This is a genomic window from Streptomyces acidicola (assembly GCF_009377235.1).
Taxonomy (GTDB): domain Bacteria; phylum Actinomycetota; class Actinomycetes; order Streptomycetales; family Streptomycetaceae; genus Streptomyces; species Streptomyces acidicola.
In genome coordinates this window covers 1-16,677 of sequence record NZ_VMNX01000214.1, presented here as the reverse complement: position 1 = coordinate 16,677, position 16,677 = coordinate 1, and the positions used below count along the sequence as shown (strand labels likewise).

15 protein-coding genes are annotated in these 16,677 nt (G+C 69.6%); 2 read left to right on the top strand and 13 right to left on the bottom strand.

All coding sequences use genetic code 11. The features are described 5' to 3' along the window. Nucleotides 1–157: 157 nt before the first annotated feature. Both hisS and FPZ41_RS36340 read right to left on the bottom strand, forming a co-directional pair. Complete coding sequence (gene hisS, locus FPZ41_RS36345) at nt 158–1,420, bottom strand: histidine--tRNA ligase (protein WP_322621167.1); 1,263 nt, start codon at nt 1,418–1,420, stop codon at nt 158–160. 11 nt (nt 1,421–1,431) lie between these two features. Further along, entirely contained in the window at nt 1,432–2,154 is a 723-nt protein-coding gene (locus tag FPZ41_RS36340; RefSeq protein WP_322621166.1) for an MBL fold metallo-hydrolase, read from the bottom strand. 169 nt (nt 2,155–2,323) lie between these two features. Here FPZ41_RS36340 and FPZ41_RS36335 point away from each other — a divergent pair, with 169 nt between their 5' ends. Both FPZ41_RS36335 and FPZ41_RS36330 read left to right on the top strand, forming a co-directional pair. Next, entirely contained in the window at nt 2,324–3,160 is an 837-nt protein-coding gene (locus tag FPZ41_RS36335; protein WP_322621165.1) for a peptidylprolyl isomerase, read from the top strand. Nucleotides 3,161–3,295: 135 nt separating this feature from the next. Then, nucleotides 3,296–4,525, top strand: a complete 1,230-nt coding sequence (locus FPZ41_RS36330) for a DUF349 domain-containing protein (protein WP_322621164.1) — start codon at nt 3,296–3,298, stop codon at nt 4,523–4,525. Nucleotides 4,526–4,603: 78 nt separating this feature from the next. Here FPZ41_RS36330 and FPZ41_RS36325 read toward each other — a convergent pair whose 3' ends face one another. The 11 genes from FPZ41_RS36325 to pdxS all read right to left on the bottom strand — a co-directional run bounded on the left by FPZ41_RS36325 (nt 4,604) and on the right by pdxS (nt 16,490). Beyond that, nucleotides 4,604–7,168, bottom strand: coding sequence for a RelA/SpoT family protein (locus tag FPZ41_RS36325; RefSeq protein ID WP_152867826.1), 2,565 nt, complete (start codon nt 7,166–7,168; stop codon nt 4,604–4,606). 204 nt (nt 7,169–7,372) lie between these two features. After that, nucleotides 7,373–7,921, bottom strand: coding sequence for an adenine phosphoribosyltransferase (locus FPZ41_RS36320; protein WP_131564690.1), 549 nt, complete (start codon nt 7,919–7,921; stop codon nt 7,373–7,375). Further along, nucleotides 7,918–9,030, bottom strand: coding sequence for a protein translocase subunit SecF (gene secF / locus FPZ41_RS36315; protein ID WP_152867825.1), 1,113 nt, complete (start codon nt 9,028–9,030; stop codon nt 7,918–7,920). Before secF ends, FPZ41_RS36320 begins: the two co-directional genes overlap by 4 nt. 1 nt (nt 9,031) lies before the next feature. Then, entirely contained in the window at nt 9,032–10,792 is a 1,761-nt protein-coding gene (secD, locus tag FPZ41_RS36310) for a protein translocase subunit SecD (RefSeq protein WP_322621163.1), read from the bottom strand. 142 nt (nt 10,793–10,934) lie between these two features. After that, on the bottom strand, nt 10,935–11,459 hold the full coding sequence (gene yajC, locus FPZ41_RS36305; RefSeq protein WP_322621162.1) for a preprotein translocase subunit YajC: 525 nt from the start codon (nt 11,457–11,459) through the stop codon (nt 10,935–10,937). A 165-nt stretch (nt 11,460–11,624) separates the two neighbouring features. Continuing rightward, nucleotides 11,625–12,695, bottom strand: a complete 1,071-nt coding sequence (ruvB, locus tag FPZ41_RS36300) for a Holliday junction branch migration DNA helicase RuvB (protein ID WP_152867823.1) — start codon at nt 12,693–12,695, stop codon at nt 11,625–11,627. Between the two features lie 103 nt (nt 12,696–12,798). Next, complete coding sequence (gene ruvA / locus FPZ41_RS36295) at nt 12,799–13,407, bottom strand: Holliday junction branch migration protein RuvA (protein ID WP_152867822.1); 609 nt, start codon at nt 13,405–13,407, stop codon at nt 12,799–12,801. After that, nucleotides 13,404–13,934, bottom strand: a complete 531-nt coding sequence (ruvC, locus tag FPZ41_RS36290; RefSeq protein WP_322621161.1) for a crossover junction endodeoxyribonuclease RuvC — start codon at nt 13,932–13,934, stop codon at nt 13,404–13,406. Before ruvC ends, ruvA begins: the two co-directional genes overlap by 4 nt. A 205-nt stretch (nt 13,935–14,139) precedes the next feature. After that, nucleotides 14,140–14,892 (bottom strand): YebC/PmpR family DNA-binding transcriptional regulator, encoded by a 753-nt coding sequence (locus FPZ41_RS36285; protein ID WP_152867821.1) that lies wholly within the window; start codon nt 14,890–14,892, stop codon nt 14,140–14,142. Between the two features lie 76 nt (nt 14,893–14,968). Next, nucleotides 14,969–15,577 carry a pyridoxal 5'-phosphate synthase glutaminase subunit PdxT gene (pdxT, locus tag FPZ41_RS36280; protein ID WP_152867820.1) on the bottom strand — a complete coding sequence of 203 codons (609 nt, stop codon included), beginning with the start codon at nt 15,575–15,577 and terminating at the stop codon, nt 14,969–14,971. A gap of 64 nt (nt 15,578–15,641) precedes the next feature. Further along, nucleotides 15,642–16,490 carry a pyridoxal 5'-phosphate synthase lyase subunit PdxS gene (gene pdxS / locus FPZ41_RS36275; RefSeq protein WP_265584273.1) on the bottom strand — a complete coding sequence of 283 codons (849 nt, stop codon included), beginning with the start codon at nt 16,488–16,490 and terminating at the stop codon, nt 15,642–15,644. Nucleotides 16,491–16,677 lie beyond the last annotated feature (187 nt).

The window sequence follows — 16,677 nt, the reverse complement described above, 5'->3', positions numbered from 1 at the left end:
CCACCAGCCCCTCCGGCGGTTGAGGACGAGGCCGTTCAGGCCGACAAGCGGGGGTCTGGGGGCGGCAGCCCCCAGGGAAGGGATGGGACGGGCAGGGGCGGCGGGGGCGAGGAAAAGCCCGGCCGTAACCCGGTCCGCCCGCAGCAACCCGCCCCCCTCAGCCCAACCGGGACTCCAGTTCCGCCACAACCTCGTTCACGCCGATCGCCATCTGCTCGCCGGACTCCATGTCCTTGAGCTGCACCACGCCCTCGGCGAGATCACGCTCACCCGCGACGATCGTGTACCGCGCACCGCTGCGGTTCGCGTTCTTCATCGCGCCCTTCAGCCCCTTCCCTCCGAAGGAGAAGTCGGCCGCGACACCCGCCTTGCGCAGCTCGGTGACCTTGCCGAACAGAACGCGGCGGGCCTCCTCGCCCAGCGGGACGGCGAACACGCTCGTGGACGCGGGGAGCGAGAGCTCCACACCCTCCGCCTCCAGGGCGAGGACGGTGCGATCGACCCCGAGCGCCCAGCCGACCGACGGCAGCGCCGGGCCGCCGATCATCTCCGACAGACCGTCGTAGCGGCCGCCGCCGCCCACCGCGGACTGGGAGCCGAGGCCGTCGTGGACGAACTCGAAGGTCGTACGGGTGTAGTAGTCGAGGCCGCGCACCAGCTTGGGGTCGTCCTCGAAGGACACGCCCGCCGCCGTGATCAGCTCGCGGACCTCCTCGTGGTACGTCTTGCACGCGTCGCACAGGTAGTCGCGCAGCAGCGGAGCGCCCACAAGCTGCTTCTGGACCGCGTCCCGCTTGTCGTCGAGCACCCGGAGAGGGTTGATCTCGGAGCGGCGCAGGGTGTCCTCGTCGAGGTCGAGGCCGCGCAGGAAGTCCTGAAGGGCCGTCCTGTACACCGGGCGGCACTCCTGGTCGCCCAGGGAGTTGAGAAGGATACGGAAGTTCCTGAGGCCCAACGAGCGGTACGCCTGGTCCGCCAGGATGATCAACTCGGCGTCCAGCGCCGGGTCCTCGGCCCCGATCGCCTCGGCACCGACCTGCGAGAAGTGGCGGTAGCGGCCCTTCTGCGGGCGCTCGTAGCGGTAGTACGAGCCGGAGTACCAGAGCTTGACCGGGAGGTTGCCCGCCTTGTGCAGGTTGGCCTCCAGCGCGGCCCGCAGGACCGAGGCCGTGCCCTCGGGGCGCAGGGCCAGCCTGTCGCCGCCCTTCGTCTCGAAGGCGTACATCTCCTTCGTCACGATGTCCGTCGACTCGCCGACGCCACGGGCGAAGAGTTCCACGTTCTCGAAGCCGGGCGTCTCGATGTAGCCGTAGCCGGAGTTGCGCAGCGGAGCGGCGATCGCCTCACGGACGGCCAGGTACGTGGCGCTGTCCGGCGGGATCAGGTCGTACGTGCCCTTGGGGGCCTTGAAGGTGCTCACGGAAGGTCTCGTCACATTCCTCGTCGGGGAGGGGTGCTCCCACCCGTACTGGGTTCCTGGCGGCCTGCGGCCACCTGCCGCAGGTACGGGTTGGTGGCGCGCTCCTGGCCGATGGTCGTCTGGGTGCCGTGGCCCGACAGCACCACGGTCGAGTCGTCGAGCGGCAGGCACACGCGGGCCAGCGAGTCGAGCATCTCGGCCATGTCACCGCCGGGCAGGTCGGTGCGTCCGATGGAGCCGGCGAAGAGAAGATCGCCCGAGAAGAAGACCGACGGGATCTCCGCGGTCTCGGGCATCCGGAAGGTCACCGACCCCTTGGTATGGCCGGGCGCGTGCGCGACGGACAGCTCCAGACCGGCCAGTTCCAGCGTCGAACCGTTCGTCAGCTCCTTGACGTCGTCGGGCTCCCCCACCGTCAGCTCGCCCATCAGCGGCATCCCGATGGACTGGCCGAAGGCCTTCTCCGGGTCGCTCATCATGTAGCGGTCGGCAGGGTGGATCCACGCCGGTACGTCGTGCGCGCCGCACACGGGGACGACCGAGGCCACGTGGTCGATGTGGCCGTGGGTGAGGACGACGGCGACGGGTTTGAGCCGGTGCTTCTTCAGCGCCTCCTCGACTCCCGCGGCGGCCCGGTGGCCCGGGTCGATGATCACGCACTCCTCGCCTGCGGCCGGGGCGACCAGGTAACAGTTGGTCCCCCAGGCCCCGGCGGGGAACCCGGCAATGAGCACGATCGTCCTTCGGATTGTGGAGTACGGGCTGGATTGCTGCGCATCAGAGCCTACCGGCGCTGCCGTTTCCTCAGCGAACCCATATACGGTACGGGGCACACACAAGCGGTCGGCTCACCAGTCGCACGCGTACCGGTCGACGTACGAAGACGCATGAGGAGAGAACCCGGTGGTCAGCCAGGAACAGCGGCGGCGTCAGCTCGCCCGGGAGAAGTTCTTGCGGCAGCAGCAGCGGCGCACGTCCGCGCGGCGCAAGGCACGTGCCCGCAATGCCGTGATCGCGTCGGTCCTCGGCGTCATCCTGATAGGCAGTGTGGCGCTGTACACGACCGGAGTACTCAAGGACGACGGCAAGAAGGAGAACGCGAGCGCGGAGGTGACGCCGAGCGCCTCGCCGAGCAAGGCCCCGGACCCGTGCGAGAAGCCCGCCGAGGGCAAGGTGAAGGAGCTCACCTTCAAGAAGGAGCCCGACGTCACCGTCGACGAGAGCGCGAAGTACACGATGGACCTGCAGACCACCTGCGGTGACATCTCCATCGCCATGGACGCGGCGAAGACCCCGCGCACAGTGAACTCGTTCGACTTCCTGGTCAACAAGGGGTACCTGGACCACACGAAGTGCCATCGGCTCACCACCGCGGGCATCTACGTGCTCCAGTGCGGGGACCCGCAGGGCACCGGCATGGGCGGACCGGGCTACACGATCCCGGACGAGAACCTGAAGGACAAGAGCCTGAAGGGCGGGGTGTACCCGGCGGGCACCGTGGCCATGGCGAACCAGTACAACGCCCAGACGAAGGAGGGCCGCAACAGCGGTGGCAGCCAGTTCTTCCTCGTCTTCCAGGACAGTCAGCTCCCGCCCGACTACACACCGTTCGGCACGATCTCCGCATCGGGGATGAAGGTCCTGGAGAAGATCGCCAAGGCGGGCGAGAACACGGGGCAGGGCGACGGCACGCCGAACGCGACGGTCGTGATCAACAAGGCGACTGTCAAGGAAAGCTGACCGCCAACTGCGCAATTTCGGTCGCGCGGGATGCGGACAGCCGCCCCGCCGGTCGCCTATGTTGGCCGTGACGAAACTGTGGACGATGCCCGGGGGTGCTTCAGCCCTTCGCAGGCATCATGTGGAGGAGGCGCTGTGAGCAGCGACCCGTGGGGCCGCGTCGACGAGACGGGGACCGTGTACGTGCGTACGGCCGACGGCGAGCAGGTCGTCGGTTCCTGGCAGGCCGGCTCCCCCGAGGAGGCGCTGGCCTACTTCGAACGCAAGTACGAGGGACTGGTTGTCGAGATCGGCCTCCTCGAAAAGCGAGTGAAGACCACCGACCTGTCGGCGAAGGACGCCCAGACCGCGATCGAGCATCTGCGGGAGCAGGTCGACGCGCACCACGCGGTCGGCGACCTGGGCGCCCTGCGGACGCGGTTGGACAAGCTGGTCGAGTCCGTCGAGGCGCGCCGTGAGGAGCGCAAGGCGCAGCGGGCGAAGCAGTCCGACGAGGCACGGCACTCCAAGGAGGCCCTGGTGGCCGAGGCGGAGGAGCTGGCCCAGTCCGACCAGTGGCGGGCGGCCGGTGAGCGGCTGCGCGCTCTGGTGGACACCTGGAAGGGACTGCCGAGGCTCGACCGCAAGTCGGACGACGAACTGTGGCACCGCTTCTCGCACGCGCGGTCCGCGTTCTCCAAGCGGCGCAAGGCGCATTTCGCGCAGCTGGACGCGCAGCGGGAGGACGCCCGCAAGACGAAGGAGCGGCTGGTCGCGGAGGCCGAGTCCCTGTCGGGCTCGGCCGACTGGGGGCCGACGGCGGCCCGCTACCGCGAGCTGATGTCCGAGTGGAAGGCCGCGGGCCGCGCCCAGCGCGAGCACGAGGACGACCTGTGGAACCGTTTCCGCGGTGCCCAGGACATCTTCTTCGCGGCGCGCAGCTCGGTGTTCGCGGAGCGTGACGCCGAGCAGGCGGAGAACCTCAAGCTCAAGGAGGAGCTCGCCGGCGAGGCGGAGAAGCTGCTGCCGATCACGGACCTGAAGTCGGCCCGTGCCGCGTTCCGCTCCATCAACGAGCGCTGGGAGGCCATCGGCCACGTCCCGCGGGACGCCCGCCCGAAGGTGGAGGGCCGGATGCACGCCGTGGAGCGGGCCCTCCAGGACTCCGAGGAAGCGGAGTGGCGTCGTACGAACCCGGAGGCCCGCGCCCGGGCCGAGGGTCTCACGGGCCAGCTCCAGGCGGCCGTGGACAAGCTGAAGGGCCAGATCGAGCAGGCGCGGGCCCAGGGCAACAACGCCAGGGCCGACAAGCTCGAAAGGGAGCTGGAGGGCCGCCAGGCGCTGCTGGACCAGGCGCTGAAGGGCCTGCAGGAGTTCGGCGGCTGACACGCCGGGCACACGGAAAGGGGCTCCCGTACACCACGTACGGGAGCCCCTTTCCGTGTGAGCCGCAGTGCCGCGACGTTACGGCCTGCGCGCCGATGTCACCCGGTACACGTCGTACACGCCCTCGACGCCCCGTACGGCCTTCAGGACGTGGCCCAGGTGCTTCGGGTCGCCCATCTCGAAGGTGAACCGGGACGTCGCCACGCGGTCACGGGATGTCTGGACCGCGGCCGAGAGGATGTTGACGTGCTGGTCGGAGAGCACGCGCGTGACGTCGGAGAGCAGCCGCGAGCGGTCCAGGGCCTCGACCTGGATGGCGACCAGGAAGACAGAGGACTGGGTGGGCGCCCACTCGACGTCGAGGATGCGCTCGGGCTCGCGGGACAGGGACTCGACGTTGACGCAGTCGCTGCGGTGAACCGACACACCGCTGCCGCGGGTCACGAAGCCGATGATCGGATCGCCGGGGACGGGCGTACAACAGCGGGCCAGCTTCACCCAGACGTCCTCGACGCCCTTGACCACGACACCCGGGTCGTTGGTGCTGCGGCGCTTGCGTCCCCGGCCGCGCGCCGGTGGTACCGCCTCGTCGATCTCCTCGGTGGCCGCCTCCTCGCCGCCGAGGGCCTGCACCAGCTTCTGTACGACGTTCTGCGCGGCCACATGGCCCTCGCCGATCGCCGCGTACAGGGACGAGATGTCCGGGTAGCGCATCTCGTGGGCGAGGGTCACCAGTGAGTCGCCGGTCAGGATGCGCTGGATCGGCAGGTTCTGCTTGCGCATCGCGCGGGCGATGGCGTCCTTGCCCTGCTCGATGGCCTCGTCGCGGCGCTCCTTGGAGAACCAGGCACGGATCTTGTTGCGGGCGCGCGGCGACTTCACGAAGCCGAGCCAGTCGCGGGACGGGCCCGCTCCGGTCGCCTTGGAGGTGAAGACCTCCACCAGGTCGCCGTTGTCCAGGGTGGATTCGAGCGGGACCAGGCGTCCGTTGACCCGGGCGCCTATCGTGCGGTGGCCGACCTCGGTGTGGACCGCGTAGGCGAAGTCGACGGGTGTCGCGCCGGCCGGCAGCGCTATCACGTCGCCCTTCGGCGTGAAGACGAAGACCTCGTTGCGGGACAGGTCGAACCGCAGCGACTCCAGGAACTCGCTGGGGTCCTCGGTCTCCTTCTGCCAGTCCAGCAGCTGCCGCAGCCACGCCATGTCGTTGATCGCGGCCGCGTCCTTGCCGGCCTTGCCGGACGGCGCCTTCGGTACGTCCGTACGGACCTTGGAGGCGCCCGCGACGGCCTCCTGCTTGTACTTCCAGTGCGCGGCGATGCCGTACTCGGCGCGGCGGTGCATGTCGAACGTACGGATCTGGAGTTCGACCGGTTTGCCGTTGGGGCCGATGACCGTCGTGTGGAGCGACTGGTACATGTTGAACTTGGGCATCGCGATGTAGTCCTTGAACCGGCCGGGGACCGGGTTCCATCGCGCGTGCACGGTGCCGAGAGCGGCGTAGCAGTCCCTGACCGTGTCGACGAGGACGCGGATGCCCACCAGGTCGTAGATCTCCGCGAAGTCCCGGCCGCGGACGATCATCTTCTGGTAGACGCTGTAGTAGTGCTTCGGACGGCCGGTGACGGTCGCCTTGATGCGGGCCGCGCGCAGGTCGGACTGCACCTCGTCGGTCACTATCGCGAGGTACTCGTCGCGTTTGGGGGCGCGCTCGGCGACGAGGCGGACGATCTCGTCGTACATCTTGGGGTAGAGGATCGCGAAGGCAAGGTCCTCCAGCTCCCACTTGATGGTGTTCATGCCCAGGCGGTGGGCGAGTGGCGCGTAGATCTCCAGGGTCTCGCGCGCCTTCTTCTCCTGCTTCTCGCGCTTGAGGTAGCGCATGGTGCGCATGTTGTGCAGGCGGTCGGCGAGCTTGATGACCAGGACGCGCGGGTCCTTGGCCATGGCGACGACCATCTTGCGCACGGTCTCGGCCTGGGCAGCCTCGCCGAACTTGACCTTGTCCAGCTTGGTGACGCCGTCGACGAGCAGCGCCACCTGGTCGCCGAAGTCGCGGCGGAGCTGGTCCAGGCCGTACTCGGTGTCCTCGACCGTGTCGTGCAGGAGGCCGGCCATGAGTGTGGCCGGGTCCATGCCGAGCTCGGCGAGGATCGTGGTCACCGCGAGGGGGTGCGTGATGTACGGGTCGCCGCTCTTGCGCTTCTGGCCGCGGTGCCAGCGCTCGGCGACCTGGTAGGCACGCTCGATCTGGCGGAGCGTCGACGTCTCGATCTTCGGGTCGTTGCTGCGCACTATCCGCAGCAGCGGCTCCAGCACCGGGTTGTACGGGTTGGACCGCTGCACACCGAGACGGGCCAGGCGGGCGCGGACGCGGTTGGAGGAGCCGGAGCGCGCGGGCTGGCCCGCGGCCGGGCGTGCGGACGCCGGGCGCCCGGAAGGTGGGGGTCCCCCCGCCCGAGCGGAGTCGAGAGCGGGGGAAGGCTTGGGGCGCGGCTGCTCGACGGCCTTGTCGCCGGGCGCGGACTGGGCGCGCTCGACCGGGCCCTGCGCGGCGTTCTTCGCGCTCTGCGCGGGCTTGGCCGCGGCTCCCGAGGCGGACTCGGGCTTGGCGGCGGTCAGTGGCTGGGCCTCGTCTGGCAAGAGGACTCCTCGTGCGCGATCCGGGTCCTCCGGCAGGCTCCGGAGACCCCATGGTAGCGATCCTCGGCTCCCGGCTCGCCTTCGGCTGGTGAGACGGTCCGCTACCCGAGCAACGCATGAGGCGGGCGCCGGATTCCTCCGGTGCCCGCCTCAGTGGTGTCGTACGGATGGCGCAGGGCTTTCGTCCGCCTGTCGCGGCGGTGCTCAGACCCGGAGCAGGGCCTCCAGCGGGGCGCCCTCCAGGGCCGGCTCCAGGCGGGCGCGGCCGCCCAGGAAGCCAAGCTCCATCAGCACGGAGACGCCCGCGATCTCGGCTCCCGCCCGGCGGATGAGCTGGACGGAGGCCTCGGCGGTGCCGCCGGTGGCAAGGACATCGTCGATGACCATGACGCGGTCGTCCCGCGACAGGTCCTCGGCGTGCACCTCGATCTCCGCGGAGCCGTACTCCAGGTCGTAGGCCTGGCCGAGGGTCGCTCCGGGAAGCTTGCCCGCCTTGCGTACGGGGACGAAGCCGACTCCCGAGCGGACCGCGACGGGTGCGCCGAGGATGAAGCCGCGGGCCTCCAGGCCGACGATCTTCGTGGCGCCATGGCGGACGACGAGGTCCGCGAGCGCGTCGGTGAGCGCGGTGAACGCCACCGGGTCGGCCAGGAGCGGCGTGATGTCCTTGAACATCACGCCCGGCTCGGGGTGATCGGGGATGTCGCGGATGCGGCTGAGCAGCAGCGTCGTGACCTCTGCGAGCTCGGTCATCGGCGCTTCCCCGACGGCCGGCCACGACCCCGGTTGCGGGACGCGGGCTGGTGGCGCGGGCCGACGACCGCGGGGGCCGCGTCCTCCGGCTCGTCGCCGTACTCCTCGTCGTCGTCCTGCGCCTGGGCGGGCTCGCCCTGGGCGGTCTGGGCGCGCTTGGCCAGGACGCGCTTCTTCAGGGCCTTCATCTGCGGCTCGCGCTCCTTGAGGTCGGCGACGAGCGGGGTGGCGATGAAGATCGAGGAGTACGCACCGGCGGCGAGGCCGACGAACAGCGACAGCGAGATGTCGTTGAGCATGCCCGCGCCGAGGAATCCACCGCCGATGAACAGCAGGCCCGCCACCGGCAGCAGCGCGACCACCGTGGTGTTGATCGAGCGCACCAGGGTGCTGTTGATCGAGCGGTTGGCGATCTCGCTGTAGGTCCAGCGGTTCTGCTTGGTGATGTCCTTCGTCTGTTCCTTGAGGCTGTCGAAGACGACGACCGTGTCGTAGAGCGAGTAGCCGAGGATGGTCAGCAGACCGATGACCGTTCCCGTCATCACCTCGAAGCCGACGAGGGCGTAGATGCCGACCGTGATCGTGATGTCGTGGACCAGGGCGACGAACGCGGCGACCGCCATGCGCCACTCGAACGCGATCGCCAGGTAGATCACCACGAGAACCATGAAGATCCCGAGGCCCTGCCAGGCCTTGTTGGCGATCTGGTCACCCCAGCTGGGGCCGACCAGGTCGGCGTTGATCTTCTCCGAGTCGACCTTCAGGTCCTTGGCCAGCTCCGTCTTGATCGCGTCGGACTTGCCGGTGTCGACGCCGGAGATCTGGATGCGCAGACCGCCCGTGCCGAGTTCCTGCACGACCGCGTCGTGCCCGGCGGCCTCTTCGGCGTACGTCTGGGCCTGGGCGACCGAGACGCTCGTCTTCGGGGTGGTGAAGACGGCGCCGCCCTGGAACTCGATGCCCATGTTCAGGCCGCGCACCGCCAGGCCGACGATGGCCGTGATGGTGATCAGGATCGAGATGCCGTACCAGAGCTTGCGGTTGCGGACGAAGTCGTAGCCGACCTCGCCGTGGTGGAGCCGGGCGCCGAGGTTGCCGAGTTTCGACATCTCACGCCTCCTTCGGGTCGACGGGGGCGGCGGGACGGCGGGTGTGGCGCAGGGGCGGCCGGGCACCCAGTCGTTTCGGGTCGAGGCCGGACCAGCTGTGGCCGTTCGCGAAGAACTTCCTGCGGGCGAGGATCGTCAGCAGCGGCTTGGTGAAGAGGAACACCACGACCACGTCGAGCACAGTGGTCAGACCGAGTGTGAACGCGAAGCCCTGGACCTTGCCGACGGTGACGACGAACAGCACCGCGGCGGCGAGGAACGACACGAAGTCGGAGACCAGGACGGTGCGCCGGGCGCGCGGCCAGGCGCGTTCGACGGCGGGGCGCAGCGAGCGGCCCTCGCGGATCTCGTCCCGGACGCGTTCGAAGTACACGATGAACGAGTCCGCCGTGATGCCGATCGCGACGATGGCGCCACAGACCGCCGGCAGGTTCAGCGCGAAGCCGATGGCCGGGCCCAGCAGCGACATGATCACGTAGGTCAGGGCCGCGGAGACCAGCAGCGAGGCGATGGCGATGAGCGACAGACCGCGGTAGTAGGCGACCAGGTAGATCACGACGAGTGCGAGGCCGATCGCGCCGGCGATCAGACCGGCGTCCAGCTGCTCGCCACCGAGGGCGGCGGTGACGGTCGTGACGCTCGCCTCCTTGAAGGTGAGCGGGAGCGCGCCGTACGACAGCATGTTCGCGAGGCCCTGGGCCTCCTCCTGGGTGAAGCTGCCGGAGATCTCGGCGTTGCCACCGGTGATCGACTGGTTGACGTACGGGTCGGAGACCACGTCGCCGTCGAGGACGATCGCGAACTGGTTCTGCGGGGACTGGTTCTTGGCCAGCTGGCCGGTGATGTCGGCGAACTTCTTGCCACCCTGGGACGTGAAGTCCATGGTGACCTTCCAGCCCGAGGAGCCCTGGGTGTCGAAGATCGCCTGGGCCTTGTCGACGTCCGTGCCGTCGACCGCGGCGGGGCCGAGAATGTACTTCTGCCACTGCTTCTGGGAGTTCTGGCCGCAGGCGAGGATGGGGTCGCTGGCCTTGGCTCCCTCACCGACCTTGGCGCGCTGCGCCGCCTTGGTGCAGTCGAGCGTGGTGTACTCGGCCTGGAGCTTGGCCGTCGCTTCGTCGGCGCCGCCGGGGCTCCCGGACGGGGAGGCACTGGCGCTCGTGGAGGCCGAGCCGCTCGGCGTGGGGTCGGCCTTCAGCGCGTCGGTGACCGCGCGGCCCTGCGAGGTGGGGGTGGAGGACGGCGTGGCGGAGGAGGACGAGGTCGCCTTCTCCTTGTCGCTGCCCTTGTCGGAGGGCGACGCGCTCGGGGAGCCGCTGGGGCTGGCGCTCGGGCTGGGCGTCGCGCCGGTGCCGGACACCTCGGTGGTCAGGACCGGGCGGAAGTAGAGCTTGGCGGTGGTGCCGACCTGTTCCCGGGCCTGCTGGGAGTTCGTGCCCTTGGGGATGTTGACGATGATGTTGCGATCGCCCTGGGTCTGGACCTCCGCTTCGGAGACACCCAGACCATTGACGCGGCGCTCCATGATGGAGACCGCGGTGTCCATGTTGGTCTTGTTGATCGCGTTCGGCTGACCAGGCTCGTTCTCGGCCTCCAGCGTGATGCTGGTGCCGCCGGCGAGGTCGATGCCGAGACGCGGAGTGGTGTGTCCGGAGAGGAACATTCCCCCGGTGAGCGCCACGATGGCGATCAGGATGAGGGCGAGTGCGCGGCCTGGTTTGCTCTGGGCGCTCGCGCTCCGGCCCTTCTTCGGTGCTGCCACCTTCTCGTAACTCCCTCTCGGGCCGCCTCAGCGCCGGTCGAGCGGGCGGGCGGCCATGACATGGTCTCGGGGCTCCGTGCCGGAACGGCACGACCCGGGTGGCGCGGCACGAACCGGTCGCGCCGCACACCCGGGAACGTGACTACTTCGCGTCGGACTCGCCGTCGGCCTTCTTCGACTCCGCGTCGTCGGCCTTCTTCGACTCCGCGTCGTCGGTCTTCTTCGGCTCCGCGTCGTCGGCCTTCGCCTCGTCGGCGGCGTCGGCCGGCGTGTCCTTCTTGCCGAGGTCGATGGGCTTGTCGTCGGAAGCGTCGGCAGCGTGCTCGTCGACCTCGGTGAGAGAGGAGGCGTCGTCCGGCACGATGTCGGACTTCAGGTCGTGCTCGATGCCGTGGACGATGCGGTTGTACTCGTCGTCGGAGAGGACGGCGCCGATCGCGTTCTTCGCGAAGAGCAGTTCCACGCCCGGTCCGGCATCAACGAGGACCGTGTCGTCGCTGACCTCCTTCACCGTCGCGTACATGCCCCCGATGGTGCGGACGCCACTGCCGGGCTGCATTTGGTTCCGCATGTCGACGGCCTGTTGCTGCTTCTTCTTGGCCGACCGGGTCATCAGGAACATGGCCCCGATGAGCACGATGAACGGGAGGAGGGTCACGAGACTCACGGGTGGGAACTTCCTTCACACGACCGCGTCGGTGAGCGGCCTGATGGATGGGGGTATGAGGTGCCGCCGACAAAGGCGGCATCGGCGGAGTCTAAGCGAGTCCGCGCGCAAGGAACAACGCTCAGCATCGCACCCGGGTTCCTGACCCGGCCAATGCCCGCGCCGTCACGCCCCGAACAAGTCCTGTTGTCCGTTTCCCCCGGTGGCCCCGCGGGGCGGGGTGAGGCCGAGATGGGCCCATGCCGCGGGGGTCCCGACCCGGCCACGCGGGGTGCGGGCGAGCAGGCCCTCACGGACGAGGAAGGGCTCGGCGACCTCTTCGACCGTCTCGCGCTCCTCCCCCACCGCGACGGCGAGCGTGGACAAGCCTACGGGACCGCCGCCGAACAGCTTCAGCAGCGCCTCCAGCACGGCGCGGTCGAGGCGGTCGAGTCCGCGGGCGTCGACCTCGTAGACGGCGAGGGCGGCCCCGGCGATGTCCCTGGTGATGACTCCGTCGGCCTTGACCTGCGCGTAGTCCCGCACCCGGCGCAGCAGACGGTTGGCGATACGGGGCGTGCCTCGGGAGCGGCCCGCGATCTCGGCGGCGCCCTCGGCCTCGATCCCGACATCCAGCAGGTGGGCGGAACGGTGGATGACGCGCTCCAGCTCGGCGGGCTCGTAGAACTCCATGTGCGCGGTGAAGCCGAAGCGGTCGCGCAGCGGGGGCGGCAGCAGCCCTGCGCGCGTGGTGGCCCCGACCAGGGTGAACGGCGGCAGTTCGAGAGGGATGGCGGTGGCGCCCGGGCCCTTGCCGACGATGACGTCGACGCGGAAGTCCTCCATCGCCATGTACAGCATCTCCTCGGCGGGGCGGGACATGCGGTGGATCTCGTCGAGGAACAGCACCTCGCCCTCCTGGAGCGAGGACAGGATCGCGGCCAGGTCGCCCGCGTGCTGGATGGCGGGGCCGCTGGTGATGCGGATGGGGGCGCCCATCTCGGCCGCGATGATCATGGAGAGGGTGGTCTTGCCGAGGCCCGGCGCACCCGAGAGGAGGACGTGGTCGGCGGTCGCCCCACGCGCGCGTGCCGCCCGCAGCACGAGGTCGAGCTGCTCGCGGACCTTCTCCTGGCCGATGAACTCGTCCAGGTCCTTGGGGCGCAGGGCGGCCTCGACGGCCTGGTCCTCACGGTCGGCGACAGAGCCCACCAGCCGCTCGGGGGCGGTGTCGTCGGTCGTGTCGTCCCAGTTCATCACTGTGCCTCGCGGGTCGGTCGCGGTCGGATGGGTCGTGCGGCGCCTCGTCGCCGTACGGGCGCTTCTTCAGGGCGCGGGCTTCCGTGGCCGGCGGAGCCGGTCAGCGTGCTCTGTTGAGGGTCTGCAGGGCGGCCTTCAGCAGGTGGCCCACCTGGGGTGTGCCCTCGGTGGCCTCGGCCTGGGGAGTGACCGCCGCCACGGCCTCGTCGGCCTCGCGGGTCGCGTACCCGAGGCCGATCAGGGCCGCGTGCAGCTGGTCGCGCCAGCCGACGCTCACCGGGGCGCCCACGCCCGTGCCGGTGCCGATCGGCTCGCCCAGGCGGTCCTTCAGCTCCAGAAGGAGTTTCTGGGCGCCCTTCTTGCCGATCCCGGGGACGGCGGTGAGCGCCTTCTCGTCGCCGGTCGACACCGCGCGGCGCAGCGCGTCCGGGGTGTGCACCGCCAGCATCGCCTGGGCCAGGCGGGGGCCCACACCGCTCGCGGTCTGCAGCAGTTCGAAGACCTGGCGCTCGTCGTCGTCCGCGAAGCCGTACAGAGTCAGCGAGTCCTCCCGTACGACGAGGGAGGTGGCGAGTTTGGCCTGCCGGCCCATGCGCAGCCCGGACAGGGTGCCCGGTGTGCACTGGACGGCGATGCCGATGCCGCCCACCTCGACCACGGCGGAGTCGGGAGCGAGAGCGGCGACCGGGCCGCTGACGAAGGCGATCATGGGGTGCGGCCTTTCGATGCGTGCAGGGCGACGGCTTGCTGGAGTCGGTTCTGGGCGGGCGCACGCCAGATGTGGCAGATGGCGAGCGCGAGGGCGTCGGCGGCGTCGGCGGGTTTCGGGGGCGCGTCGAGCCGCAGCAGCCGGGTGACCATGGCGCCGACCTGGGCCTTGTCGGCGCGGCCGCTGCCGGTGACGGCGGCCTTGACCTCGCTGGGGGTGTGCAGGGCGACGGGTATGCCACGGCGGGCGGCGCAGAGCGTGGCGATGGCGCTGGCCTGGGCCGTGCCCATGACCGTCCGTACGTTGTGCTGGCTGAACACCCGTTCCACGGCGACGCATTCGGGCTTGTGCTCATCCATCCACTGCTCGATGCCCTGCTCGATGGCGACGAGACGGTGCCCCAACTCGGCGTCCGCGGGCGTCCGTACGACACCGACGCCGAGCATGGTCAACGGCCGCCCGGCGACGCCCTCCACGACCCCGACACCGCATCGGGTCAGTCCTGGGTCCACCCCCAGTACGCGCACCCGCCCCTCCCCTCCTCGCGGCTGAACCGCCGCCGCTCGCGCGGACCTGGCCGAGCACCGCCGGGGTTCCTCAACTGCCGGTTGCGGTCCGCGGACGGTGATCTTTGACTGCACGCCAGGCTATCCGCTGCCACTGACAACGGCGGCGGGCCGGTAGGACGTGTCCCACCGGCCCGCCGATACCGCGGCTCAGCTCGCGGCAGCGTTACGCGTCGACCTTCGCCATGACGTCGTCGCTCACGTCGAAGTTGGCGAAGACGTTCTGCACGTCGTCGCTGTCCTCCAGGGCGTCGATCAGCTTGAAGATCTTCTTGGCGCCCTCCTCGTCCAGCTCGATCTGCATGGTCGGGACGAAGTTGGCCTCGGCCGAGTCGTAGTCGATCCCGGCCTCCTGGAGGGCGGTACGGACCGCGACCATGTCGGTGGCCTCGCTGAGCACCTCGAAGGACTCACCGAGGTCGTTGACCTCCTCGGCGCCCGCGTCGAGCACTGCACCGAGGACGTCGTCCTCGGTCAGCTCGCCCTTGGGGACGAGCACGACGCCCTTGCGGTTGAAGAGGTACGAGACGGAGCCCGGGTCGGCCATCGAGCCGCCGTTGCGGGTCATGGCGACGCGGACGTCGGAGGCGGCGCGGTTGCGGTTGTCGGTGAGGCACTCGATGAGCACCGCGACACCGTTCGGGCCGTAGCCCTCGTACATGATCGTCTCGTAGTCGGCGCCACCGGCCTCAAGACCGCCACCGCGCTTGATCGCGGAGTCGATGTTCTTGTTCGGAACCGACTGCTTTTTCGCCTTCTGTACGGCGTCGTACAGCGTCGGATTACCCTCCAGGTCCACGCCGCCCATGCGCGCCGCGACCTCGATGTTCTTGATCAGCTTCGCGAAGAGCTTGCCGCGCTTGGCGTCGATCACGGCCTTCTTGTGCTTCGTCGTGGCCCATTTAGAGTGGCCGGACATCTGCCTGTCTCCTTCGCGTAACCCATCCTGAACGAACGCCCCCAGGCCTGAGGACCCAGGGGGACCCTTCGAGATCCTACAAGGCGTCCGGTGTCCGGTTCGCGCGCACCATCTCGACGAACAGGGCGTGAAGACGGTGATCGCCGGTCAGTTCCGGGTGGAACGACGTGGCGAGCGCGTTGCCCTGGCGTACCGCGACGATATGGCCGTCGTGCTCGGCGAGCACCTCGGTCCCGGCGCCGACGGACTCGACCCAGGGGGCCCGGATGAAGACTCCCTCTACAGGATCGCCCTCGACGCCCCGTACGTCGACCGCCGCTTCGAAGGACTCGTTCTGCCGTCCGAAGGCGTTGCGGCGCACGATCATGTCGATGCCGCCGATGGTCTCCTGGCCCGAGCGCGGGTCGAGGATCTTGTCGGCGAGCATGATCATGCCGGCGCAGGTGCCGTAGACCGGCATGCCGTCGCGCACGCGTGCGCGGAGGGGCTCCATCACGCCGAAGAGGATGGCCAGCTTGGAGATCGTGGTGGACTCTCCACCGGGGAGGACGAGGCCGTCCACCTCGGCGAGCTCTTCGGGGCGCCGCACCGGCCTGGCCACGGCGTCGGCCGCGGCCAGGGCGATGAGGTGTTCCCGTACGTCGCCCTGGAGTGCCAGGACGCCTATGACGGGTGCGTCGGTCATGTGCGTGATGTCCTAGGGGGTTGCGGCTGAGAACGGTCTTCAGGCGCCGTGGCTTCGGGTTCGCCTACCAGCCGCGGTTGGCGTAGCGCTCGGCCTCGGGGAGGGTGTCGCAGTTGATGCCGACCATGGCCTCGCCCAGGTTGCGGGACGCGTCCGCGATGATCTTCGGGTCGTCGTAGAAGGTGGTGGCCTTCACGATGGCGGCGGCGCGCTTGGCCGGGTCGCCGGACTTGAAGATGCCGGAGCCGACGAAGACGCCCTCGGCGCCGAGCTGACGCATGAGCGCGGCGTCGGCGGGGGTCGCGACACCGCCGGCGGAGAAGAGGACCACCGGCAGCTTGCCGAGCTCGGCGACCTCCTTGACCAGCTCGTACGGGGCGCGCAGCTCCTTCGCGGCGGCGTACAGCTCGTGGTTGTCGAAGCCCCTGAGGCGGGCGATCTCGTTCTTGATCTGACGCAGGTGGCGGACGGCTTCGACGACGTTGCCCGTGCCGGCCTCGCCCTTGGAACGGATCATGGCGGCACCCTCTGCGATGCGGCGCAGGGCCTCGCCGAGGTTGGTGGCGCCGCAGACGAAGGGAGTGGTGAACGCCCACTTGTCCGAGTGGTTGACCTCGTCGGCCGGGGTGAGGACCTCGGACTCGTCGATGTAGTCGACGCCGAGGGACTGGAGCACCTGGGCCTCGACGAAGTGGCCGATCCGCGACTTGGCCATCACGGGGATGGAGACCGCGCTGATGATGCCCTCGATCATGTCCGGGTCGGACATGCGGGCCACGCCGCCGTCCTTGCGGATGTCCGCGGGGACCCGCTCCAGGGCCATGACCGCGACGGCGCCCGCGTCCTCGGCGATCTTCGCCTGCTCCGGGGTGACGACGTCCATGATCACGCCGCCCTTGAGCTGCTCGGCCATGCCGCGCTTCACGCGCGCGGTGCCGGTCGCGGTGTTCTCTTCGGGCTGGGCGGAGTTGGAGAGCGTGCTGGACACGGGTTCGACCTCACTCGGGGGAGAAGGAGGGGTTTTTCTGCAGCACCGAGGAAACGTGAGGGGTGCAGGCCACTGCAAGGGCCAATGGGGAGGCGGTGGATCGTTTTCGCCC

Bases quoted from the DNA above. Each gene is read 5' to 3' on its own strand.
- FPZ41_RS36320 (WP_131564690.1), bottom strand. From the start codon at position 7,921: ATGACCGAGCTCGCAGAGGTCACGACGCTGCTGCTCAGCCGCATCCGC.
- secF (WP_152867825.1), bottom strand. From the start codon at position 9,030: ATGTCGAAACTCGGCAACCTCGGCGCCCGGCTCCACCACGGCGAGGTC.
- ruvB (WP_152867823.1), bottom strand. From the start codon at position 12,695: ATGAACTGGGACGACACGACCGACGACACCGCCCCCGAGCGGCTGGTG.
- ruvA (WP_152867822.1), bottom strand. From the start codon at position 13,407: ATGATCGCCTTCGTCAGCGGCCCGGTCGCCGCTCTCGCTCCCGACTCC.
- FPZ41_RS36285 (WP_152867821.1), bottom strand. From the start codon at position 14,892: ATGTCCGGCCACTCTAAATGGGCCACGACGAAGCACAAGAAGGCCGTG.
- pdxT (WP_152867820.1), bottom strand. From the start codon at position 15,577: ATGACCGACGCACCCGTCATAGGCGTCCTGGCACTCCAGGGCGACGTA.
- pdxS (WP_265584273.1), bottom strand. From the start codon at position 16,490: ATGGCCGAGCAGCTCAAGGGCGGCGTGATCATGGACGTCGTCACCCCG.